A 21,247-nucleotide genomic window follows, 5' to 3' on the forward strand; every position below is an offset into this window, starting at 1 on the left:
TCCCATCCTGCCAAACCCTGGGACGTCCAACTGGCAGAGACCGCACAAGATTGTCAGGAACGTTTGTGCCTGCTCCACAGGCTCAGCGGGTGCGAGGCCCTGCGGGGGCCTTCCGACGGGTCGCGTCGGTGCCGATGGCGCCCAGGATGAGCGCGGTCTGCAGGATCAGCGCCTCGCGCGGACCCGTGGCATCCCACCCGATCACCTCGGAGACGCGCTTGAGCCGGTAGCGCACGGTGTTCGGGTGCACGAACAGCTCGCGGGCCGTCGCCTCCAGTGACCGGCCGTTGTCCAGATAGCTCCACAGCGTCGTGACCAGATCGGTGCTGTGGTTCTGCAGCGGCCGGAAGATCTTCTCCACCAGGGTGTTCTTCGCCAGCTGATCTCCGGCCAGCGCGCGCTCGGGGAGCAGATCGTCCGCCTCGACCGGGCGCGGCGCGTGCCGCCACGAGCGAGCGACGGCGAAGCCGGCCAGGGCCGCGCGGGCGCTCTGCCCGGCGTCCACGAGCGCGGCCACCGTCGGCCCGAGCACGAGGTGGCCGCTGCCGAATCCGGGCTCGAGATGCTCGGCGATCTGGAGGAACGGCAGCTCGGTCGCGGGATCGTCCGGCCCGCGCAGCTCGGCCCGGCCGATCACCAGCACGAGTCGGGAGCCCTGGACGCCGATGAGCACATCCACCCCGAGCTTGCGGGCGGTGCGGCGCAGCTGGTCGACGTCGAACATCGGGGGAGTGGTGCCCACCAGGACCGCCACCTCGCCGTGGCCGTGCCAGCCCAGGGCGGCGATGCGGCTGGGCAGCTCCTCGTCGGCGCCCCCGGTGAGGATCGAGTCGACGACCAGCGCCTCCAGCCGCGCATCCCACAGCCCACGGGCCTCGGCGGCCCGCGCATACACGTCCGCCGCGGCGAACGCGACCTCGCGCGAATACAGCAGGATCGCCTCGCGGAGATGCTCGCCGCGGCCGGCGACCTTCTCCTCGGTGACCTCGACGGTGACCCGGATCAGCTGCAGCGTCTGAGTCAGACTGACACTGCGCAGCAGCTCGCGGGGCGCGGCCGCGAAGATGTCCGCAGCGATCCACGGGGTGGAGTCCGGATCTTCGTACCACTGGATGAACGAGGTGATCCCGGCCTGCGCCACCAGCCCCACCGCGGAGCGCCGGGCCGGCGGCATCTCGGCGTACCACGGCAGGGACTGCTCGAGGCGGTTGATCGTCGCTGTGGCGAGGTCGCCCGAAAGACGACGGAGCCAGACGAGGGTCTCCGCCTTTCCCGTGGGGGCGCTCTCGCTGATCATCGCGGGATCAGCTCTCGCCGCCCGCGTTGCCGCTGGTGCCGGCCGTGACGTCGTGCAGACGGTACTTCTCGATCGCCTGCACCGACAGGCTCCGGTCGACCGCGCCCTGCTCGGCGAGGGCCTGCAGCGTGCGCACCACGATGGACGGCCCGTCGATCTTGAAGAATCGGCGCGCGGCGGCCCGCGTGTCGCTGAAGCCGAACCCGTCGGCGCCGAGGGTGGCGAAGCGGTTCGGCACCCACGGGCGGATCTGGTCCTGCACCGCGTGCATGAAGTCGCTGACGGCGACCACCGGGCCCTCGGCGCCCTCCAGCTTGCGGGTGAGGTACGCGGTGCGCGGCTCCTGGTCCGGATGCAGGAAGTTGTGCTCGTCCGCGGCCAGGCCGTCGCGGCTCAGCTCGGACCAGCTGGTCACACTCCAGACATCCGCCTGCACGCCCCAGTCCTCGCGCAGCAGCTGCTGGGCCTCCAGCGCCCAGGCCACGCCGACGCCGGACGCCATCAGCTGGGCGCGGGGGCCGTCGCCGTCGGCCGAGGCGATGCGATGGATGCCGTGGAGGATGCCGTCGACGTCCACGTCCTCCGGCTCGGCCGGCTGCACCATCGGCTCGTTGTAGACCGTGAGGTAGTACATGACGTTGGGGTCGGGATGCTGCCCGCCGTACATCCGGTCCAGGCCCGCGCGGACGATGTGCGCGATCTCGTAGCCGTAGGCCGGGTCGTACGCCACGGTGGCCGGGTTGGTGGAGGCCAGCAGCGGCGAATGCCCGTCGGCGTGCTGCAGCCCCTCGCCGGTGAGCGTGGTGCGCCCGGCGGTGGCGCCGATCACGAACCCGCGCGCCATCTGGTCGCCGGCGGCCCAGTTCGCGTCGCCGGTGCGCTGGAAGCCGAACATCGAGTAGAAGATGTAGACCGGGATCAGCGGCTCGCCGTGCGTGGAGTACGAGGTTCCGGTCGCGGTGAAGGCGGCCATCGCCCCGGCCTCGTTGATCCCGACGTGCAGGATCTGCCCCTGTGCGCTCTCCTTGTAGGCCAGCAGCAGCTCGCGGTCCACCGAGGTGTAGTGCTGGCCGTTCGGGTTGTAGATCTTCGCGGTCGGGAAGAAGGCGTCGATGCCGAAGGTGCGCGCCTCGTCCGGGATGATGGGCACGATCCGGTGGCCGAAGTCCTTCGTCCGCAGCAGATCCTTCAGCAGCCGGACGAACGCCATCGTGGTGGCGATCTCCTGCGTGCCCGACCCCTTCTTCGGCAGGGCATACGCCGCGTCATCCGGGAGGGCCAGGTCCACGTGCGTCGTGCGCCGCTCGGGGACGAACCCGCCCAGCGCACGCCGGCGCTCGAGCATGTACTGGACCGTCTCGTCCTGCGCCCCGGGGTTGTAGTACGGCGGCAGGTACGGGTTCTCCTCCAGCTGCGCGTCCGTGAACGGGATGTGCATCGCGTCGCGGAACTGCTTGAGGTCCTCCAGCGTCATCTTCTTCATCTGGTGCGTCGCGTTGCGCCCCTCGAAGTGCGCGCCCAGGCCGTAGCCCTTGATCGTCTTGGCGAGGATGACGGTGGGCTGGCCCTTGTGCTCGGTGGCGGCCTGGAACGCCGCATAGACCTTGCGGTAGTCGTGCCCGCCGCGGCGCAGGTTCCAGACCTGGTCGTCGGTGAAGCCCTCGACCAGGGCGCGGGCGCGCTCGTCGCGGCCGAAGAAGTGCTCGCGCACGTAGGCGCCGCTCTCGGCCTTGTAGGTCTGGTAGTCGCCGTCGGGGGTCACGTTCATCAGGTTCAGCAGGGCGCCGTCGACGTCGCGGGCGAGCAGGTCGTCCCACTCCCGGCCCCAGATGACCTTGATCACGTTCCATCCGGCGCCGCGGAAGAAGCTCTCCAGCTCCTGGATGATCTTCCCGTTGCCGCGCACCGGCCCGTCCAGGCGCTGCAGGTTGCAGTTGACCACGAACGTCAGGTTGTCCAGGCCCTCGTTGGCGGCGACCTGCAGCTGACCGCGGCTCTCCACCTCATCGAGCTCGCCGTCGCCGAGGAACGCCCACACACGACCGTCGGACACGTCCTTGATCCCGCGGTTGGTCAGGTACCGGTTGGCCATCGCCTGGTAGATCGCATTGATCGGGCCGAGGCCCATCGACACCGTCGGGAACTGCCAGAACTCCGGCATCAGCCGCGGGTGCGGGTAGGACGGGATGCCGTGGGGAGCCTGCGACTTCTCCTGGCGGAATCCGTCCAGCTGGTCTTCGCTGAGGCGCCCCTCGAGGAAGGCGCGGGCGTACATGCCGGGCGAGGCGTGCCCCTGGAAGAAGATCTGGTCGCCGCCGGAGGGGTGGTCCTGTCCGCGGAAGAAGTGGTTGAAGCCGACTTCGTACAGCGACGCGGAGGACGCATAGGTGGAGATGTGGCCGCCCACCCCGATGCCGGGGCGCTGCGCGCGGTGCACCGTGATGGCGGCGTTCCAGCGGATCCAGGAGCGGTAGCGCCGCTCGAGCTCCTCGTCGCCGGGGAACGGGGCCTCGTTCTCGGGGGCGATGGTGTTGACGTAGTCGGTGGTCGGCACCATCGGCACGCCGAGCCGGAGCTCCTTCGAGCTCTTCAGCAGGCTCAGCATGATCTCGCGGCCGCGGCCGGCTCCCTTGGCCTGGACCAGCTGCTGGAGCGACTCCTGCCACTCGCCGGTCTCGTCGGGGTCGCTGTCGAGGGGGCCCTGGGAGTACGGATCCTGATCGTGGACAGTCACGGGTGACCTTTCTTCGGCCGGCGGATTGCGTCGGCTGCGGGCTTCGGGCGTGCACCGCCGGGGTCGACGCGGATGGCACACCGCGCACCAGCCTAGCGACTCGAGCCGGCTGCGACGTCCCGCGGCGCCTGCGCCGCGCCACCGGATGGGGGCGCCCTCTCGTAGACTTGCGGCACGGGCCTTTAGCTCAGCTGGTAGAGCGCCACGTTTACACCGTGGATGTCGTCGGTTCGATCCCGGCAGGGCCCACGTGAACGCACAGCCCGCGCAGCAGCGCCGCCTCCTCGATGTGGCCGAACTCGACACCCGTATCCGGCAGGCCGAACACGCCCGCAGCAGTCCGGCCCAGGCCGCGCGCGTGCGCGAACTCGTCACCCAGCGGCAGACGCTGACGCAGGAGCTCACCGCGCTGCAGGGCAGTCGTGACGGGGTGCAGGCCGAGCTGGGCCGGGTCGAATCCGACATCGCCGTGGTCGACGCGCGCAGCGAACGCGATGCGCAGCGACTGAACACGGTGTCGAGCGTGAAGGACGCCCAGGGGCTGGAGAGCGAGCTCGCCTCGCTCGCCCGGCGCAAAAGCGACCTGGAGGACATGCAGCTGGAGCTGATGGAACGGCTCGAAGAGGCCGAGTCCGCGGTCGCCGCGCAGGCGGCGCTGGTGGCCGAGGTCAACGACGAGGGCAGTCGCCTCAGCGCCGAGGGAAAGACGGCGGTCGCCGAGGCGACCGCACAGCTCGAGGCCGCCACGCGCGACCGTGCCGCCATCGCCGCCGAGCTGCCGGGCGAGCTGATCGCCGCGTACGACCGCGCAGCCCTGCGCAGCGTCGGGGCCGCCGCTCTGCGTGCGCAGACGTGCGAGGGCTGCAACATGGTCCTGTCCGGCACCGATCTGGCCGCCATGCGGCAGGCGGCCGAGGATGCCGTGGTGAACTGCCCCGAGTGCGGGTGCATCCTGGTGCGCACCGAAGAGTCGGGGCTGTGATCACCGCGCGAGACCGGTGAGCGCCCCGGCGGACGCGTGCATCGTCGTCGGCCGTGACGGCGAAGACGTCGAGCTGGCACACCTGGACGCGGATGGCGTCGAGCACCGCCGGCAGCGGCTGGATGCGTCGGCCTTCCCTCAGTTCGTCGCCGACGCCGAGAGCGGACCCGCTCCGCCGCGCTGGGTCTGGTCCGACACGGCACGGCGCTATCCGCCGCTGCTGGCGGCCGGGGTCCGGGTGCGCCGCTGCCGGGATCTGCGCCTGTGCCACGCGATCCTCCGGGACAGCGACCTCGTCACCGAGACGGACGCGATCCGCGATGCGCGGGAGTGGGATGCCGCACCCGGCCCATCGGACGAGGCCGATCAGGCGCTGTTCTCGCTCGGCGAGGCCTCGGCCGCGGCATCCGGGACGCCCGACGATCTGGACGGCGCGCTGCGCGAGTTCGCGCGGCAGCGGGCGGCGGCGCGCTCGGCGCGGGAGCCGGGCCGGATCGATCTGCTGTGCGCGGCCGAGTCGGCCGGCGCCCTGGTGGCCGCCGAGATGCGGGCCGGTGGACTGCCGTGGGACGTCCCCGCGCACGAGCGGATGCTCGAGGAGATCCTCGGCCGTCGCCCTCACGCCGGGGGAGTGCCGGAGCGGATGGTCGCCCTCGGCTCCGACATCCGCCTGCTGCTGGAGGATCCGCAGGCGAGCCTGGACTCGCCGGCCAAGCTGCTGCGCAGTCTGCATCGAGTGGGCGTGCCCGCCCGCACCACGGCGAAGTGGGAGCTGCGGGAGTTCGACCACCCCGTGATCGAGCCCCTGCTGGAGTACAAGCGCCTGAGCCGACTGCTGAGCGCGAACGGTTGGGCCTGGCTGGCGGAGTGGGTTCAGGACGGGCGGTTCCGGCCCGTCTACCTGCCGGCAGGCGTGGTCACCGGGCGGTGGGCGTCCTCCGGCGGCGGCGCACTGCAGATCCCTCGCCGTCTTCGGGCCGCGGTGCGGGCCGACGCGGGATGGACCTTCGTGGTGGCCGATGTCGCCCAGCTGGAGCCGCGGGTGCTGGCGGGCATGTCCAGCGACGGCCGGCTCGCCGACGCGGCGCACGGCCACGATCTGTACGCCGGCATCGTGGACAGCGGGGCGGTGGCCACCCGCGCCGAGGCGAAGGTGGCGATGCTGGGTGCGATGTACGGGTCCACCACCGGCGAGAGCGGGCGGCTGCTGCCGCGGCTGCGCCGGGCGTACCCGCGCGCGATGGCCCTGGTCGACGACGCGGCCGGAGTCGGAGCGGACGGCGGCGTCGTGTCGACCTGGCTCGGTCGCTCGTGCCCGCCGGCGTCACCGCGGTGGATGCAGACGCAGCGGCTGGCCGCCGACGAGACCGGCACGGCCGCCGAGCGCGATCGGGCACGTCGGGACGCCGGGGATCGGGGCCGGTTCACGCGCAACTTCGTCGTGCAGGGCACCGCGGCCGAATGGGCGCTGGCCTGGCTGGGCGAGGTCAGATCGCGTCTCGCGCAGCTGCCTCCGGTCCCGGATGCCGAGGCCGCCCCGCGATCGGGAGCTGCGCTGGCCCGCGTGCCCCACCTGGCGTTCTTCCTGCACGACGAGCTGATCGTGCACACGCCGCAGCGGTATGCGGATGCCGCCGCGGCGATCGTCGGCGAAGCGGCGGCATCCGCCGGCCGGCTGCTCTTCGGCGGGTTCCCGATCGACTTCCCGCTCGACCTGAAGATCGCCCCGACCGCCCAGAAGGACTGACGCTCACTCGCAGCGCAGCGGCGTGCGGGTCACCTCCGGTGCGGTGAGCATCGGCGTGTGCACGATCTGGGCCTGCGCGTCGTCGTCCACCACGAAGCGGAACGTCAGCACGTTCGTCTCACCGGGCTGCAGATTCACGTGCGTGATGCTGCTGGGGTGGCCCTCGGCATCCTCGTTCGCCGACGGGTTGACCTTGCCGTCCACCGTCACGCCGCCGAAGAATGCGCCCGCGGGGGCGGCGACCGTGACGTTCATGCCGATGTCGCCGGCGCCGACGCCCCACAGTCCGCCGCCGGTCATGCTGATCGGCATCGTCCCGGCGTCCTTCGGCGCGGTGCTGGTCAATGAGACCGACACGGCCACCGTGTGCTTGCCGTCGGCACGACATGTGCCCTGGGCCACCGAGATCGCCGTGGTCATGTACGGGGCCATCTTGCCGCCGGTGTTGTCGTTGAAATACACCGCGTAGGCGGAGTCGCCGGCCAGCCGCTGACGCGCCAGCGGACCGCCGAGGGGGCCCGAGGCGATGGATTTCTGGGCGTCGGCGTCCGCGCTCCACACCGAGATGCGGTCGTCCTGGATGGGCTGGGCGAGCGCTTCGGCCCATTCCACCGGCGACATCCCGTGCGTGAACACGCGCGCGAACACCGAGGCGGTGGACTGCGCGAAGAACGACGCCTGCTCCTCGGAGGTCATCGTCAGGTAGGGATCGACGAGCACGCGCTGGACCAGGTTGTCGGCGCTGAGCGTGCTGCCGTCCCCCAGCGTGACCGGTCCGGTCACCGCCAGCAGCGACTGCAGCACGATCGGGTCGATCGAGATGACCGCGTCCGGCACGGCCCCGCCGTGCGCGGTCCACCAGGCCGAGGCCAGCCGGGCCGTGAGCGAGAAGTCGGCCGGGATCGTGGTGTCCTGCACGAACCGCCCGATCACGTTCCCGTACAGCGCGGTGAGCGCGTCGGGGATGGGGGCGATCTGACGGGTGCGGTAGTGGAACGCCGACGAGTCGGTCATCTTCTGCATGGTGAAGCGGCCGTCGGCGGCCCGCATCTGGACGAAGGTGCCGGTGATGCCGCCGCCCGTGCGCAGCTCGGCCGGGTTCTGCACCATCAGCAGGATCGTCTGCGGTTGATCGGTGCCCAGGAGCAGCGGCAGGGCGCCGGCCGACGAGGTCAGCGGCTGCAGCACGGCGTCCGCGTTGCCGACGAGGTCGGTGAGCTGGGCGACGCCGGAGGCGACGGGCGTGATGAGGCCCGTGGCCGGGATGCCGGCCAGCCGGGTCGCGGCGCGGTGCAGAGCGGATGCCGCGTGGTCGAGCGGGCCGTCCGCGCCGACCGCGGCATCCAGCGCCTGGTTCGACGGGCCCTGGGCATCGCCGAGGGACGCGGCCACGTCCAGGATCGGCGAGACCACATCGGCGCTGACCGTGTCGACGGCGTTCGCGGCGACCCGGACGGCGGCCAGGTTCGGGCCGGCCACCGGCAGGAGCTCGGCGGTGGTCCACAGCGGATCGGCCGTCAGCTCGACCGCGCGCCGCGCGTGCACGGCCAGTTCGTCGTTGACGGTGCCGAGTTCGTTCAGGTCGCGGTCCGCGATCGCGGTGCTCATCCGCGAGGTGAGCGACTGGATCGCGTCCACCTCGCCCTTGACCATGACCGCGCGCACGCCCACCCAGACGACGGCTGCCGCGAGGATGCACAGTGCGAGGACCAGGCCGAGCGCATACCAGGGGGCGGAGCGTCGCCGCCCCCGGACCATGCTGGCCATCGGTCAGCTGCGACGCAGCCGCCGCGCCAGCAGCAGCCCGGCGCCCGCGAGGAGCACGATCCCGCCGCCGATCGCGATCGGCACGACGGGGATGTTCAGACCCGTCACCGGCAGGATCGAGGCGGCCGATGCCACGCCCGGCGCAGCGCATGCCGAGGTGGCAGGCGGGTACGACAGCGGCACGGACAGCTCGGGGTTCACCTTGATGGTCGCGGTGATGTTCCCCCGCGTCCAGCCGAAGTTGCCGCCGGTCTGCGTCTGCTGACCGTTCACCAGCTCCCATCCGGGCCAGGTCAGGCCGTTCCCCTGGGCATCGGTGGTCGCTCCGGGCCAGAGCACGGTGCCGGACAGCTTGTTGTTCACCAGCGGCCCAAGGTCGAGCGGGAGCGTGTGCGTGCCGTCCGAGAACACCAGCGTGACCTCGTGCCCGGTGGCGATGTCATCCGGGTCGGTCAGGACCACGCTGAATGAGATGCGCGGCACGTCGCCCACGCACTCGCTCAAGGCCGTGGATCCGGCCAGCGAGGGCGAGGTCGGCGTCCGTGGCGTGTAGTTCGAATCGGTGCTCGTGGAGCTTCCCGAATCGTCGGCGCTGCCATCGGCTGCGAATGCGGCCGATCCGGCGCCGAGGATCATGAACGCGGCCACTGCTGCAACCGCTGCGGTCTTGCGAAACATCGCTGCCTCCCCAGTAGGCAATAAATCGACCATCCCCATGGCCGACGGCACCCTCCCCAGTCGGGGTGCACCGGCAGTCTAGCGCACAACGTCTCCGGGGACGAGGGGCCGACGCGCCGGATCCGGATGCGAGCGCTAGGCTCGGACACGCGAATGGGTCGGCTGGATGGTCGCGTCGCGGGCGGTTCGCCGCCTCGCGCCGAGGAACGTCCGGGCTCCACAGGGCAGGGCGGTGGGCAACACCCACCCGGAGTGATCCGCGAGAAAGTGCCACAGAGAGCAGACCGCCGGGTTCGTCCCGGTAAGGGTGAAAGGGCGGTGTAAGAGACCACCGGGGTCGCGGTGACGCGACCCGCACGGCAAACCTCGCCCGGAGCAAGGCCATACAGGGGATGTTGACGCGGCCCGCCGAGTCCCCGGGTAGGCCGCTGGAGCGGTGCGGCAACGCATCGCCGAGAGAGATGACCATCCACGGGGCGCGAGCCCCCGGACAGAACCCGGCGTACAGGCCGGCCCATTCGCCTCGTCCGTCGGGTCTGTGCCCGCGCGTGCGCTCAGTCCGCGGCGAGCGCGGCCGCGCCGATGATGCCGGCGTTGTTGCGATGCACGGCGGGGAGGATCGGCGTGTCCAGCTCGAGCAGCGGCAGGAACTCGTCGGCGTGCTTGGAGACGCCGCCGCCGACCACGAACAGGTCCGGGCTGAACAGGAACTGCAGATGCTCGTAGTACCACTGCAGGCGAGCCGCCCACTTCTTCCAGCTGAGGCTCTCGCGCTCCATCGCCGAGTAGGCGGTGTAGTGCTCGGCGTCGTGCTTGTGTCCGGCGCGCTGCAGGTGCCCGAGCTCGGTGTTCGGCACCAGGATCCCGTTGTGGATCATCGCCGTGCCGATCCCCGTGCCGAGGGTCGTCAGCAGCACCAGGCCGTCCCGTCCCTGCGCCGCGCCGTAGCGCACCTCGGCGATGCCGGCGACGTCCGCGTCGTTGGCGAAGTGGATGTCGCGGCCCAGGCCGTCCTCGAAGAACTTCTCCGCCTCGAACCCGACCCAGTCCTCGGCCACGTTCGCCGCCGACAGCGTCCGCCCGTTCTTCACGATCGCGGGGAAGGCCACGCCCAGCGGCATCCGCTCCTCGGCCACGTCCAGCGTCGACAGGACCTCCTTGACGGCGGCCAGCACGTCGGCCGGCTTGGCGCCCGTCGGGGTCGCGACCTTGATCCGCTCGCTGAGCAGCCGGCCCTCGCGCAGGTCGACGATGCCGCCCTTGATGCCGGTGCCGCCGATGTCCACTCCGACCGCACGGGTCGTCTCTGCTGCCATGTCTCCAGCCTATCCAGACCGTCGAGCCGATTCCGCCCTGTTTCGCGCACGCGCGGTCAGTAGGATCGAACCACGACCCGGCACCGCGGTCGGTCCCGGATCCGGCGGCATCGAGGAGGCATCGTGGCAGAGAACGACGACAAGTTCTGGTTCAATCTCGTCACCGGCGAGGTCGAGCGCGGGATGCAGGCACCCGCCCCCGATCGTGCCGGCCCGTTCGACACCGCCGAGGAGGCGGCACGCGCCCCCGAGGTCATCCGGGAGCGTTCGCGGAAGTGGGCCGAGGAAGAGCGTCGTGAGGACGACTGGGGTTCCGACGGCACCGCAGCCGGCGACGAAGGCTGAACGCCACCGCGCCGCAGGGCGCGCACGGGGAGGGAAGATCTATGGACAAGCAGCGAGACTTCGTGCTGCGCACGATCGAAGAGCGCGGCGTGAAGTTCGTGCGGCTGTGGTTCACGGATGTCGTGGGCACCCTCAAATCGGTGGCGATCGCACCAGCCGAGGTGGAGGGGGCGTTCACCGAGGGGATCGGCTTCGACGGATCGGCGATCGAGGGGCTGACCCGTTCGTACGAGTCGGACCTGCTGGCCAATCCCGACCCCACGACGTTCCAGATCCTGCCGTGGCGGGGTGAGATCGACCCGACGGCGCGGATGTTCTGCGACGTGACGACCCCGGACGGACAGCCGGCGGTCGCCGACCCGCGACACGTGCTCAAGCGCACCCTGGCCAAGGCGGCAGACGCCGGGTTCACGTTCTACACCCACCCCGAGATCGAGTTCTATCTGCTGAAGTCGTCGAAGATCGGCCCCAAGGGCCCGGTCCCGGTCGACTCGGCCGGCTACTTCGACAACGTCCCCGGCGGGACGGCACACGACTTCCGCCGCCGGTCGGTGCGGATGCTGGAGGACCTGGGCATCTCGGTGGAGTACAGCCACCACGAGGGCGGTCCGGGTCAGAACGAGATCGACCTGCGTTATGCGGACGCGCTGACCACGGCCGACAACATCATGACGTTCCGCACGGTCGTCAAGGAGGTGGCCATCGAGCAGGGCGTCTACGCGACGTTCATGCCGAAGCCGCTGGGCGGGCAGCCGGGCAGCGGCATGCACACGCACATGTCCCTGTTCGAAGGCGACGTCAACGCGTTCTACGAGGAGGGCGGCCAGTACCAGCTGTCCCAGGTCGGACGCCAGTTCATCGCAGGGCTGCTGCGGCACGCGAACGAGATCGCGGCGGTGACCAACCAGTTCGTGAACTCGTACAAGCGGCTGTGGGGCGGCGACGAGGCCCCGAGCTTCATCTGCTGGGGACACAACAACCGGTCCGCCCTGGTGCGGGTGCCGATGTACAAGCCGACCAAGGGCCAGTCGTCGCGGGTCGAGTACCGTGCGCTGGACTCGGCGGCCAATCCGTATCTGGCCTACGCGCTGCTCCTGGCGGCCGGGCTGAAGGGGATCGAAGAGGGCTACGAGCTGCCGGGCGAGGCCGAGGACAACGTGTGGTCGCTCTCGGACGCCGAGCGGCGGGCACTCGGATTCGCCCCGCTGCCGGCGAGCCTGGACCACGCACTGGAGTACATGCAGGACTCGGAGCTGGTGGCCGAGACACTCGGCGAGCAGGTGTTCAACTACGTCCTGCTGAACAAGCGGCGCGAGTGGGAGGAATACCGCGCACAGGTCACCCCGTTCGAGCTGGCACGCAACCTCGAGATGCTCTAGGAGCCCGATGGCGTCGGCAGATCGCGCATCCGGGCTGACCGCGCTCGCCCGCCTCGGGTTCACCCAGCTCGCCGCCGCCGACGCGCGCCTGGACGAGTTGAGCACAGCCACCGGGCTCGCCCGCGACGCGCTGGCGCGGGCCGCCGGGGGCGCCGCGGACCCGGACGAGGCACTGGACGCGCTCGCGCGGGTGGCGGGGCGGGACGCCGCGGCCGTCGCCGCGACGCTGGCGGACCCGCAGGGGAGCCGGGCCGCCTGGGCGCTGGTGGGCGCCTCGCACGGCTTCGGCGACTTCTACCTCCGGCATCCCGACGCCCTGGCGGACCTGTGCGTGCCGCACCCGACGCTGCCCGCCCGGGAGGAGCTCTACGCCGAGCTGAGGGATGCCGTCGGCGCGCGGGACGGCTTCACGCCGGCGGGCACCGAGCAGACGTGGGTGGCGCTGCGCATCCGCTACCGTCGCCTCCTGGCCCGCATCGCCGTGTTCGACCTGCTCAGCGACGACGCGATCGAGGCGGTGGCCGAGGTTTCGCGGGCTCTCGCCGACGCCGCTGGCGCCGCCCTGGACGCCGCCCTGAGCATCGCCCGCACGCGGGTGGCCGAGGGCGGCGAGCTGTCGCTGTTCCCCCGCGACCAGGTCGCCGCGGTGCGGCTGGCGATCATCGGGATGGGCAAGTGCGGCGCGAGCGAGCTCAACTACGTGAGCGACGTGGACGTCATCTTCGTCGCCGGCGCCGCTGCGGACGCTCCGGCGGAGCTGTCCGAGAGCCGCACGATCGACATCGCCACCCGACTGGCGGTTCAGACCATGCGCGGCATCTCGGGAATGGAGATCGAGCCGCCGCTGTGGGAGGTGGATGCGAACCTGCGCCCCGAGGGCAAGCAGGGGGCGCTGGTGCGCACCGTCGAGTCGCACCTGTCGTATTACGACCGCTGGGCGCGCAGCTGGGAGTTCCAGGCGCTGCTGAAGGCGCGCCCGGTGGCCGGCGACCTCGCCCTGGGCGACGAGTACGTGAGCGCGGTGCACGATCGCGTCTGGAACAGCGCGGCTCGGACCGACTTCGTCGAGAGCGTCCAGCGGATGCGCGAGCGGGTGACCGACAACATCCCGGACGAGGATGTCGCCTACCAGCTCAAGCTCGGCCCGGGCGGCATCCGGGATGTGGAGTTCACCGTGCAGCTGCTGCAGCTGGTGCACGGGCTGACCGACCCGGCCATCCGTCAGCGCGGGACGCTGGACGCCCTGGCCGCACTGGTGCGCGAGGGCTACATCGGACGGGCGGACGCCGCCGCGTTCGACCGGGACTACCGGACGCTGCGGGTCCTCGAGCACCGGGTGCAGCTGCGCGGGCTGCGGCGCACGCATCTGATGCCCGCCCGGCCGGAGGATCGGCGGGTCCTGGCCCGGGCCAGCGGCCTGGCCGAGAGCGGCGAGGCGGTCTGGACGCTGTGGGAGCGGGTCAAGCGCGAGGTGCGCGACATCCACGTCCGGCTGTTCTACCGTCCGCTGCTGTCGGCGGTGGCCTCGCTGCCCGAGCAGGAGCGGAGCCTGTCGACCGGTCAGGCGCACGATCGGCTCGCGGCGATCGGATTCGTCGATCCCGCGGGGGCGCTTCGGCACATCGCGGCGCTGACGACCGGCATCAGCCGGAAGACGACGATCCAGCGGCACCTGATGCCGATCATGATCCGCTGGTTCGCCGACGGCGTCGACCCGGACTACGGGCTGATCGCGTTCCGGCGGATCAGCGAGCGGCTCGGCGACACGCCGTGGTTCCTGCGGATGCTGCGCGATTCGTCCGGCGCGGCCGAGAGCCTGACCCGCGTGCTGTCCGGATCGCGGTACATCGGCGAGCTGATGGAGTGGATCCCGGAGTCCGTCGCCTGGCTCGACGACGCTGCGCGGCTGCGTCCGCGCGAGGCGGCGGCGCTGGAGCAGGAGGCCCGGGCGATCCGCCTGCGGCACCGCGACATCGGGCCGGCCCTGCGATCGGTGCGCGCGCTGCGCCGCCGCGAGCTGCTGCGCACCGCGATGGCGACCGTCCTCGGAGCGCTCACGCTGGAGGAGTTGGCGCAGGCACTAACGATCATCACCGAGGTCACGATCCAGGCGCTGCTGGACGCCGTATACCGGGAGGTGGTGCCGGAGGACGAGCGGTCGCTGGAGTTCGCGATCATCGCGATGGGCCGGTTCGGCGGGGCCGAGCTCGGTTTCGGGTCCGACGCCGACGTGCTGTTCGTGTTCCGCGCCGGCGACGTCGAGCCGGAGCGGGCGGCGCTCCTGGCCCGCCGGCTCGTCGCCGGGCTGCGGGAGCACGCGGAGGACCACCGGGTGCCGTTGGACCTGGACGCCGACCTGCGCCCCGAGGGCAGGAACGGCCCGATGGTGCGCTCGCTGGACGCGTACCGCGAGTACTACCGCCGCTGGTCGGTCTCGTGGGAGGCACAGGCACTGCTGCGGGCGCGCGGGGTCGCCGGCAGTCCGGAGCTGATAGCCGACTTCATGGCGCTGGCCGACCAGGTGCGCTATCCCGCGGCGGTGCGCGAGAGCGACCTGCGGGAGATCAAGCGGATCAAGGCGCGGGTCGAGGCGGAGCGGCTGCCGCAGGGTGCGGCGCCCGAGCGGCACCTCAAGCTCGGACCGGGCGGGCTCAGCGATGTCGAGTGGCTGGTCCAGCTGATCCAGCTCGAGCACGGGCACGCGCATCCCGAATTGCGCACCACGGCCACTCTCGGCGCGCTGCGCGCCGCCACCGCGGCCGGCTTCGTGCCGGATGCCGCGGCCCGCCGGTTCACGGAAGCCTGGCGGCTCGCGGGCCGGCTGCGGTCGGCCAACACGCTGTTGGGCGGCCAGACCAGCGACGTCCTGCCGTCGGACCGTCGGCAGCTGGACGGGATCGGCCGGCTCCTGGAGTACCCGCCCCGGTCGGCCACCGCCGTCGAGGAGGCCTGGATGCGGGCGTCCCGGCGCGCCCGGCGGGAGTTCGAGAAGCTGTTCTACGGCTGATCCGACCCACGGCGAAGGGGCCCGGACACCGTCCGGGCCCCTTCGCCGTGGCCGACGTCAGACCCCGAAGTACAGCTCGTACTCGAAGGGGTGCGGACGCTGCGCGAGCGGCTTGATCTCGTTCTCGACCTTGTACTCGATCCAGGTCTGGATGAGCTCTTCGGAGAACACGCCGCCCTCGAGCAGGAACGCGTGGTCGGCGGCGAGGGCGTCCAGCGAGTCCTGCAGCGAGTTCGGCACCTGCGGGATGTTCTTGGCCTCCTCGGGCGGCAGCTCGTACAGGTCCTTGTCGATGGGCTCGTGCGGCTCGATGCGGTTCTTGATCCCATCCAGGCCGGCCATCAGCTGCGCGGCGAACGCGAGGTACGGGTTGCCCGAGGCATCCGGTGCGCGGAACTCGATGCGCTTGGCCTTCGGGTTCGAGCCGGTGATCGGAATGCGGATGGCCGCCGAGCGGTTGCCCGCCGAGTAGACGAGGTTCACCGGCGCCTCGAAGCCCTTGACCAGTCGGTGGTAGCTGTTCAGAGTCGGGTTGGTGAACGCGAGCACCGCGTCGGCGTGTTTGAGCAGGCCGCCGATGTACCAGCGCGCGATGTCGCTGAGTCCGCCGTACCCCTTCTCGTCGTAGAACAGCGGGTCGCCGCCGAGCCACAGCGACTGGTGCGTGTGCATGCCCGACCCGTTGTCGCCGAACAGCGGCTTGGGCATGAAGGTCGCGACCTTGCCCCACTCCTCGGCGGTGTTCTTCACGATGTACTTGAACTTCAGGATGTCGTCGGCCGCGTGCACCATGGTGTCGAAGCGGTAGTTGATCTCCTGCTGCCCGCCGGTGCCGACCTCGTGGTGGGCCCGCTCCAGCTCCAGCCCCGACTCGATCAGGCGCAGGCTGATGTCGTCGCGCAGATCCGCGGTCTTGTCGACCGGGGCCACCGGGAAGTAGCCGCCCTTGAACGGGGTCTTGTTGGCGAGGTTGCCGGACTCTTCCACCCGCCCGGTGTTCCAGGCGCCCTCTTCGGAGTCGACCGAGTAGAAGCTCGAGTTCTCCTTCACCTCGTAGCGGACGTCGTCGAAGATGTAGAACTCGGCCTCGGGGGCGAAGAACGCGGTGTCGGCGATCCCGGTCGAGGCGAGGTACTTCTCCGCCTTCTTGGCGACCTGGCGCGGGTCCTTGCCGTAGATCTCGCCGGTGCGCGGGTTGTAGATGTCGAAGAGCATGATCAGCGTCTTGGCCTCGCGGAACGGATCGACGTAGGCGGTCGTGACATCCGGGATCAGCTGCATGTCGGACTCGTGGATGTTCGCGAAGCCCCGGATCGACGATCCGTCGAACAGCTGACCGACGCTGAAGAACTCCTCGTCGACGGTGGACGCGGGGATGTTGAAGTGCTGCTGCACACCCGGAAGGTCCGTGAATCGGATGTCGAGGAATTTGACGTCCTCGTCGGTGATGTACTTCAGGACCTCGGCGGGCTCCGTGAACATATTTCTCCCTGTAGGGGTGGGATGGGGTCGGTCGCGCACGGGGCGCGGACACGATCAAACCTATCGAAGCAGCGTTGCCCGGCCGTATCCCGGATGTTTCCGGCATGTTACACGGACGTCTAGGCTGGAATGGTGCCCGATGCCACTGCGCCCTCGTATCCCGGCGCCCGATTGGGACTGCCCGAGAACGGTCCGACCAGCGTGGCGCGGTTCGGCCGTCGGGTCGCGGCGCTGGCGATCGACCTGGCCACGGCCGGCCTGATCGGCTATGCGTTCTTCCACTCCACCGACCCGGTGACGGGGGTGATCGTGGCCGACCCGGTGGCGACGAACATCGTGTTCGCGATCGTGCAGATCGTGTTCATCCCGACCATCGGCGGAAGCCCCGGACACCGCCTGGTCGGATTGCGGCTGATGCGGGTGCACGGCGGCTGGGTGGGCCTGTGGCGGCCGCTGGTGCGCACCGCGCTGCTGTTCCTGATCGTGCCGGCCTTGATCTGGGACGCCGATCGCCGCGGTCTGCACGACAAGGCGGCCGGCACCGTCCTGATCCGGGTCTGAGCGCGACTCGCGCCGGTCAGCGCGGCCGCGGTGCCCGGGCGCGCATCGGGTCGATCCCCTTCGGGATCGGCAGCGACGCCAGCGACTGGGACACGGACTCGAGGCGCTTGATGACCGCAGCCTGCGTTCCCCGGTTGATCGCCTTGGGCAGCTTCTTCACGGTCTTGGCGAGATCGCCGATCGCGACGTCCTCGGGTCCGTGACCCACGTACAGCACCGTGATCGGAACGCCGCTGGCGACGCGCTTGGCCTTGGAGCGCTCCTCGTTCACGAGACGGGTGAGCCGACCTCGCGATCCCTCGCCGATGACCACGATCCCGCCGCGGCCGACGGCGCGATAGACCGCCTCCTGCGTCTTCGGGTTCACGCCGACCGGGGTGTCACTGGCCGACCAGCTGCGTCCGAGCGAGGTCGAGACGACGTGGCCGACCGCGCCGGGACGGCCGTCGATCTTCTGGTACATCGCCTTCGTCGACAGCCGCGTCATCGTCATCAGCGAGGCCAGGATGCCGAACAGCAGGCCGGTGAACCCCCACAGGATGATGCTCCACACGGCGACCGGCGGAAGCAGGAAGCCGACCAGGATGCCCACCCAGATGCCGACGATGAGGATGCCGATCAGCGCCCAGGGCAGCCAGGGGAAGACTTCCCTGGTGAAGGTGAAGAGGGACTTGAGCTGCGAGAAGAAGTTCGGCTTCTTCTCCGGCTGGGGACTGCGTGCGGCCATGCCCACCAGCCTACCTTTCCTCCCCGGCTCCTCCCCAGCCGGGGAGGAGCCGGGCACCGTCCACAGATCCGGTGAATCCATCCGCGACCGTGCGCGCGGGCGAGAACACTGGGGTCATGGACGAGGACAGCACCATGCAGATGCCATCCGGACGGATGGCCCTGCCGACCGGGCCGCGCCGGATCCGCGCGATCGCCCCGCCGCAGGCACCGTGGCCGGGCGCGCTCGTCCACGACCGGGACGGCCGGACGGCGCTCCTTGTCGCCGCCGGCGAGCTGGCGGCCGGGTGGGCGTGGCGTGCGGCGGCCGTCGGGCACATCGCGGCGCCGATCGATCTGGTGCGCACCCGGGACGGCCACGACGTCGTGATGCCGCTGTGCACCGAGCGGGTCGACGGGTTCCTGCGTCGCCGCCACGAGGCCGACCTGCTGCTGTCGCCGGGTGAGCTGGTGACCCTCGTGGTGAGCGTGCTGCGGGGCACGGCGGAGGCCATCGCCGCGGCCGCGCCCGGCGAGCGGACCCGGGTGTGGGCGGGGGTGTGGTGGCTGACCGACGACGGGCGGCCGCTGCTGGTCGCCGATGGATCCGGTGAGGCGGATGCAGCACCGATTCTGGATGCTGCCAGCGCCCTGGTGGGGGAGGTGCGGCCGGATGCCGACGACTCCCGCCTGCGCGCGGCCATCGACCGGGCCGCCGAGCTGCTGGCCGAGCCGAGGGCGCTGGACCGCGGGGTGCCCGAGGTCGAACGGCAGCTCTTCGCGGCGGCCGCCCCGGCGCCGCTGGCCACGACCGCGTTCGCCCCGATGCGCGCGCGTCGGGCGGCGGCCGGCCGCGCCGATCCCGCCCCTGCCGTCCCGAGCGCCGCATCGACCCGCTGGTGGGAGCCGATGCTGGCGCACGTCGATCGGGGCATCGGCGAGATGATGTCGGATGCGGCGACGTCGGTGTGGCGGCGCCTGCGCGCGGATCGTCCGGGCAGGCGCCGGCATCCCGTCCTTCTGGCCTCGGGCGTCGCGGCAGGAGTGCTGGCAGTGGGACTTCTCTGGCCCGAGCCCGGACCCTCGTCGGCGGTCGCCGAGGGGACGACCACCGCGGCCACGGCGCACGCCACCGAGTCAGGGGGTGCCGCCCGGCCGACGCCGGCGCCGAGCACCAGAGAGAAGACCGCGGCGCCGGTGGATGCGCTGACCGCCGTGACCGCGCTGCTGGATGCCCGGGCCGGGTGCGCGGATGCCGCGTGTCGGGCTCGCAGCCAGGAGGATCCCGCCGCGGTCTTCCCCGACGGCGCCGCCGCCCGTGCGCCGGACGAGCGCACCGTGTCACTGGTGGATGACTACGGCGGTGCGGCCGTGCTGCGCGTGCGCGCGAAGGCCGGCACCGGGCCGGATCAGCTCATCGTCGCGGTGCGCACGGACGGAGAATGGCTGCTCCGCGACGTGCGCGCCGTCGCGGAGCAGCCATGAGGGCGTTCAGATGCCGAGGTTCGCCTCGAAGGCGCCGGCCTCGAGGCGCGACTTCATCGCGCTGAGGAAGCGGGCGGCGTCGGCACCGTCGACGATCCGGTGATCGTAGGACAGCGCGAGGTACACGTAGGAGCGGACCGCGATGGCGTCCTTCCCGTCGACCTGGACCACTCCCGGCCGCTTCACCACGGCGCCGGTGCCCAGGATCGCCGACTGCGGCAGGAACACCACCGGGGTGTCGAAGAGCGCACCGCGCGAACCGGTGTTGGTCAGCGTGAATGTGCCACCGGCCAGCTCGTCCGGCTTCAGCTTGTTGTCGCGGGTGCGGGCGGCGAGGTCGGCGATCTCGTGCGCGATCTCGGCGATGTTCTTCGCCCCGGCATCCCGGATCACCGGCGTGAGGAGGCCACGCTCGGTGTCGACCGCGATGGACAGGTTCTCCGCCGCCGGGTAGACGATCTTGTCGGTGTCGACCGTCGCGTTGACCACGGGGTAGGCCTGCAGAGCCTCGGCGGCGGCAACGGCGAAGAACGGCAGGAACGACAGCTTGTCGCCGGTCTTGGCGAGGAAGTCGGCCTTGACCCGGTCACGCAGCGCCGCCAGACGCGTCACGTCCACCTCGATGACGGTGGTCAGCTGCGCGGTCTGCTGCATCGAGGCGACCGCACGCTCGGCCAGCACCTTGCGCAGGCGCGACATCGGCTGTGTGGTGCCGCGCAGCGGCGAGACCTCGACCGGAGCGGCCGCGGCGGGCGCCGCCGTCGCGGCGGGCTCGGACGCGGCCTGGGCGGCCTTGAGCACATCCTCCTTGCGGATGCGTCCGCCCACCCCGGTGCCCTTCACCGTGCTGAGGTCCACGCCCTGCTGCTGAGCGAGGCGACGCACCAGGGGAGTCACATACGTGATCTCGTCATCGCCGCCGACAGCGGCGGCCGCTGCGGGAGCGGGCGCGGCGGGAGCCGGGGAAGTCTGGGCTGGCGGCGCCGGGGCGGTCTGCGGTGCGGATGCCGGGGCCTCCTGCTTCGGAGCCTCCTGCTTCGGCGCCTCCTGCTTCGGGGCCTCCTGCTTCGGAGTCTGCTGAGTCGGCGCGGCGGGGGCGGAGCCGGCGGCGCCGATGCGCGCCAGGGGAGCGCCCACGGCGACGGTCTCGTCCTCGGCGACGAAGATCTCCTGCACGACGCCGGCGAACGGCGACGGGATCTCGGTGTCCACCTTGTCGGTGGAGATCTCCAGCAGGGCCTCGTCGGTCTCGACCGTGTCGCCGACCTGCTTGAGCCAGCGGGTGACCGTGCCCTCGGTGACGCTCTCGCCGAGTTCCGGCAGGACCACGTCCTTGCCTTCGCCGGAGGACGCCTCCGGCTCGGCCGGGGCCGCCGCCTCGGCGGGTGCGGGCTCTGCCGGTGCCGGCTCCGCCGGGGCGGGCTCTGCCGGGGCTGCTGCCTCGGCCGCCGGAGCGGACTCTGCCGGTGCCTCTTCGGCCGCCTCGGTCGCGGGCTCCGCCGCGCTGCCGGAGCCATCGCCGATCTTCGCCAGGATCGCGCCGACCTCGACGGTCTCGTCCTCGGCGACCAAGATCTCCTCGAGAACGCCGCTGATCGGCGACGGGATCTCGGTGTCCACCTTGTCCGTGGAGATCTCGAGCAGGCCCTCGTCCTCCTGGACGGTGTCCCCGACGTTCTTGAGCCAGCGGGTGACCGTTCCCTCGGTGACGCTCTCACCGAGCGCGGGGAGGACCACGGAAGTGCTCATGGGTATGTCTCCT

General features: G+C 71.2%; 15 protein-coding genes, 1 tRNA gene and 1 other RNA gene. 9 read left to right on the forward strand and 8 right to left on the reverse strand.

Annotated elements, in window-relative coordinates:
- Positions 1-82: 82 nt before the first annotated feature.
- On the reverse strand, positions 83-1,297 hold the full coding sequence (locus tag AC0L6F_RS01890; RefSeq protein ID WP_473538980.1) for a PucR family transcriptional regulator: 1,215 nt from the start codon (positions 1,295-1,297) through the stop codon (positions 83-85).
- A gap of 7 nt (positions 1,298-1,304) precedes the next feature.
- Complete coding sequence (aceE, locus tag AC0L6F_RS01895) at positions 1,305-4,031, reverse strand: pyruvate dehydrogenase (acetyl-transferring), homodimeric type (RefSeq protein ID WP_473538981.1); 2,727 nt, start codon at positions 4,029-4,031, stop codon at positions 1,305-1,307.
- Between the two features lie 176 nt (positions 4,032-4,207).
- On the opposite strand from aceE, the gene AC0L6F_RS01900 reads away from it, so the two are divergent.
- The 3 genes from AC0L6F_RS01900 (at position 4,208) to AC0L6F_RS01910 (ending at position 6,760) form a co-directional block, all read left to right on the forward strand.
- Positions 4,208-4,280, forward strand: a tRNA-Val gene (locus AC0L6F_RS01900).
- Between the two features lies 1 nt (position 4,281).
- Positions 4,282-5,013 carry a zinc ribbon domain-containing protein gene (locus tag AC0L6F_RS01905; RefSeq protein ID WP_473538982.1) on the forward strand — a complete coding sequence of 244 codons (732 nt, stop codon included), beginning with the start codon at positions 4,282-4,284 and terminating at the stop codon, positions 5,011-5,013.
- A 16-nt stretch (positions 5,014-5,029) separates the two neighbouring features.
- On the forward strand, positions 5,030-6,760 hold the full coding sequence (locus AC0L6F_RS01910) for a bifunctional 3'-5' exonuclease/DNA polymerase (RefSeq protein WP_473538983.1): 1,731 nt from the start codon (positions 5,030-5,032) through the stop codon (positions 6,758-6,760).
- Positions 6,761-6,763: 3 nt separating this feature from the next.
- Here AC0L6F_RS01910 and AC0L6F_RS01915 read toward each other — a convergent pair whose 3' ends face one another.
- Together AC0L6F_RS01915 and AC0L6F_RS01920 are read right to left on the reverse strand one after the other, a co-directional pair.
- On the reverse strand, positions 6,764-8,527 hold the full coding sequence (locus AC0L6F_RS01915) for a DUF4012 domain-containing protein (protein WP_473538984.1): 1,764 nt from the start codon (positions 8,525-8,527) through the stop codon (positions 6,764-6,766).
- A 3-nt stretch (positions 8,528-8,530) separates the two neighbouring features.
- Positions 8,531-9,205 carry an LPXTG cell wall anchor domain-containing protein gene (locus AC0L6F_RS01920; protein WP_473538985.1) on the reverse strand — a complete coding sequence of 225 codons (675 nt, stop codon included), beginning with the start codon at positions 9,203-9,205 and terminating at the stop codon, positions 8,531-8,533.
- Positions 9,206-9,359: 154 nt separating this feature from the next.
- Here AC0L6F_RS01920 and rnpB point away from each other — a divergent pair.
- Positions 9,360-9,726: RNase P RNA component class A (gene rnpB / locus AC0L6F_RS01925), an RNA gene on the forward strand.
- A gap of 33 nt (positions 9,727-9,759) precedes the next feature.
- On the opposite strand, the gene ppgK is transcribed toward rnpB, so the two are convergent.
- A complete protein-coding gene (gene ppgK / locus AC0L6F_RS01930) occupies positions 9,760-10,521 on the reverse strand; it encodes a polyphosphate--glucose phosphotransferase (protein ID WP_259611934.1) in 762 nt (253 codons plus the stop codon).
- Positions 10,522-10,644: 123 nt separating this feature from the next.
- Between ppgK and AC0L6F_RS01935 the strand changes: the two genes are divergently transcribed.
- The 3 genes from AC0L6F_RS01935 to AC0L6F_RS01945 are packed head-to-tail and all read left to right on the forward strand — an operon-like array spanning position 10,645 to position 15,252.
- Positions 10,645-10,866, forward strand: a complete 222-nt coding sequence (locus AC0L6F_RS01935) for an SPOR domain-containing protein (protein WP_473538986.1) — start codon at positions 10,645-10,647, stop codon at positions 10,864-10,866.
- Positions 10,867-10,907: 41 nt separating this feature from the next.
- Complete coding sequence (gene glnA / locus AC0L6F_RS01940) at positions 10,908-12,245, forward strand: type I glutamate--ammonia ligase (RefSeq protein WP_274638433.1); 1,338 nt, start codon at positions 10,908-10,910, stop codon at positions 12,243-12,245.
- Between the two features lie 7 nt (positions 12,246-12,252).
- Positions 12,253-15,252 carry a bifunctional [glutamine synthetase] adenylyltransferase/[glutamine synthetase]-adenylyl-L-tyrosine phosphorylase gene (locus tag AC0L6F_RS01945; protein ID WP_473538987.1) on the forward strand — a complete coding sequence of 1,000 codons (3,000 nt, stop codon included), beginning with the start codon at positions 12,253-12,255 and terminating at the stop codon, positions 15,250-15,252.
- 57 nt (positions 15,253-15,309) lie between these two features.
- Here the strand turns inward: AC0L6F_RS01945 and glnA (AC0L6F_RS01950) are convergent, their stop codons facing one another.
- Positions 15,310-16,734, reverse strand: coding sequence for a type I glutamate--ammonia ligase (gene glnA / locus AC0L6F_RS01950; RefSeq protein WP_274638352.1), 1,425 nt, complete (start codon positions 16,732-16,734; stop codon positions 15,310-15,312).
- 132 nt (positions 16,735-16,866) lie between these two features.
- On the opposite strand from glnA (AC0L6F_RS01950), the gene AC0L6F_RS01955 reads away from it, so the two are divergent.
- Positions 16,867-17,295 carry an RDD family protein gene (locus tag AC0L6F_RS01955; protein WP_274638351.1) on the forward strand — a complete coding sequence of 143 codons (429 nt, stop codon included), beginning with the start codon at positions 16,867-16,869 and terminating at the stop codon, positions 17,293-17,295.
- Between the two features lie 16 nt (positions 17,296-17,311).
- Here the strand turns inward: AC0L6F_RS01955 and AC0L6F_RS01960 are convergent, their stop codons facing one another.
- Positions 17,312-18,022, reverse strand: a complete 711-nt coding sequence (locus tag AC0L6F_RS01960; RefSeq protein ID WP_274638350.1) for a DUF4191 domain-containing protein — start codon at positions 18,020-18,022, stop codon at positions 17,312-17,314.
- 116 nt (positions 18,023-18,138) lie between these two features.
- Between AC0L6F_RS01960 and AC0L6F_RS01965 the strand changes: the two genes are divergently transcribed.
- The gene (locus AC0L6F_RS01965) at positions 18,139-19,485 is read left to right on the forward strand and encodes a hypothetical protein (protein ID WP_473538988.1); all 1,347 of its coding nucleotides are present in this window, start codon (positions 18,139-18,141) and stop codon (positions 19,483-19,485) included.
- A gap of 6 nt (positions 19,486-19,491) precedes the next feature.
- Here the strand turns inward: AC0L6F_RS01965 and sucB are convergent, their stop codons facing one another.
- Positions 19,492-21,234 carry a 2-oxoglutarate dehydrogenase, E2 component, dihydrolipoamide succinyltransferase gene (gene sucB / locus AC0L6F_RS01970; protein ID WP_473538989.1) on the reverse strand — a complete coding sequence of 581 codons (1,743 nt, stop codon included), beginning with the start codon at positions 21,232-21,234 and terminating at the stop codon, positions 19,492-19,494.
- Positions 21,235-21,247: the final 13 nt, after the last annotated feature.

It is taken from the genome of Microbacterium sp. G2-16M (assembly GCF_055809115.1).

Excerpts from the sequence above, each read along its gene's own strand:
- glnA (WP_274638352.1), bottom strand. The coding sequence starts at position 16,734 with ATGTTCACGGAGCCCGCCGAGGTCCTGAAGTACATCACCGACGAGGAC.
- AC0L6F_RS01915 (WP_473538984.1), bottom strand. The coding sequence starts at position 8,527 with ATGGCCAGCATGGTCCGGGGGCGGCGACGCTCCGCCCCCTGGTATGCG.
- AC0L6F_RS01945 (WP_473538987.1), top strand. The coding sequence starts at position 12,253 with ATGGCGTCGGCAGATCGCGCATCCGGGCTGACCGCGCTCGCCCGCCTC.
- AC0L6F_RS01920 (WP_473538985.1), bottom strand. The coding sequence starts at position 9,205 with ATGTTTCGCAAGACCGCAGCGGTTGCAGCAGTGGCCGCGTTCATGATC.
- glnA (WP_274638433.1), top strand. The coding sequence starts at position 10,908 with ATGGACAAGCAGCGAGACTTCGTGCTGCGCACGATCGAAGAGCGCGGC.
- sucB (WP_473538989.1), bottom strand. The coding sequence starts at position 21,234 with ATGAGCACTTCCGTGGTCCTCCCCGCGCTCGGTGAGAGCGTCACCGAG.
- ppgK (WP_259611934.1), bottom strand. The coding sequence starts at position 10,521 with ATGGCAGCAGAGACGACCCGTGCGGTCGGAGTGGACATCGGCGGCACC.
- AC0L6F_RS01960 (WP_274638350.1), bottom strand. The coding sequence starts at position 18,022 with ATGGCCGCACGCAGTCCCCAGCCGGAGAAGAAGCCGAACTTCTTCTCG.
- AC0L6F_RS01965 (WP_473538988.1), top strand. The coding sequence starts at position 18,139 with ATGGACGAGGACAGCACCATGCAGATGCCATCCGGACGGATGGCCCTG.
- AC0L6F_RS01890 (WP_473538980.1), bottom strand. The coding sequence starts at position 1,297 with ATGATCAGCGAGAGCGCCCCCACGGGAAAGGCGGAGACCCTCGTCTGG.